At 47.9% G+C, this 1,108-nt stretch carries 1 protein-coding gene; it reads right to left on the bottom strand.

Annotation, left to right across the window (positions count from 1 at the left end):
- Window positions 1–1,108, bottom strand: a 1,108-nt coding sequence (locus CRENPOLYSF2_RS10805; protein ID WP_087143960.1) for a transposase, incomplete at both ends; no start/stop codon positions are given.

A 1,108-nucleotide genomic window follows, 5' to 3' on the forward strand; every position in this document is an offset into this window, starting at 1 on the left:
TGTAGATTTGCGCTGGGCATAAAACTCTCTGCCTGCCTCACTTTTCATTCGGTGTTCCATTGCAACCACGGAATCAGCATCTTTGGGCATTTCAGTTTCTTTTGGGAAACGTTCTTCCAGGGTGGGGTTATGGTGTTGGCGACCATTGGGCAAGTACGGTTCTATACCTGCCGCCTCAAATTTATCGATGTTTTTTTTGCTGAAATATCCGTTATCTGCCGCTGCTTTTTTAATGTCGCCAAGCTCAGAAGGCAGGTTTGATAACTGCTCTAAAGCTGGGGCAACCTCCTGTTTGTCATTGGTATTCTGGCTGACGTGTTGCCCTATAATCAGCATCGTATCCAAATCCACAGTGGCCTGTGCATTGTAGGCTTGCTCAAAACCACCGCCCGCCATTGGCATAATACGTGAGTCACCATCGGTAAAGTTGGCTTGATCCTTATCCCGTGCGCCAGGTTCTGGAGCCTTTGGTTTTCTGCCGCCCAGCTTTCGGCCACTTGCCTTTTCCTTCTCTTCACGCGTTTTCAACTTAGCCTCATGTTCGGCTTGTTCCTGTGCATACCGTTCTGCGGCACGCTTTTCAAGTTCAGTTTTAATTTCTGCGATCTTTTCCAACCGTACTTCACGCCGTTGCAATTCGGCTGGGATGTCAATATCTTGCTGGCCACGACCGTTTTCAGATTCGGCACGCTTGATCAAATCGGCAACTTCGCCACGCAATTGTTCTTCCAACTTGTTGGCGTAACCATAACTCATCGCCTTGTGCTTACTCGCATTGGCTTTGATCTTGGTGCCATCCATACTAACGTTACCCAGTTTTAATATGCCCATGCCATGGGCAATCTGCAATAGCAACACAAATAAGTTAGACAGCTCCTTCAAAAAACGCTTACGAAACGTGTTGATGCTGTCGTGGTCTGGATGTGTACCACCCGTTATAAACAGCACGGGAATCAATTCATAGGTAGCGCGTTCTATTTTACGGCTGCTAAAAATACCCTTGGCGTAACAATAAAACAACAGTGCCAACATCATTTTTGGCGGGTACGGTGGGCTTCCGCCACCGCTATACGCCTGCTCTATCTGGCTGGTGTCCAGTTGCTCCATG

This window comes from Crenothrix polyspora (assembly GCF_900163755.1).
Taxonomy (GTDB): domain Bacteria; phylum Pseudomonadota; class Gammaproteobacteria; order Methylococcales; family Methylomonadaceae; genus Crenothrix; species Crenothrix polyspora.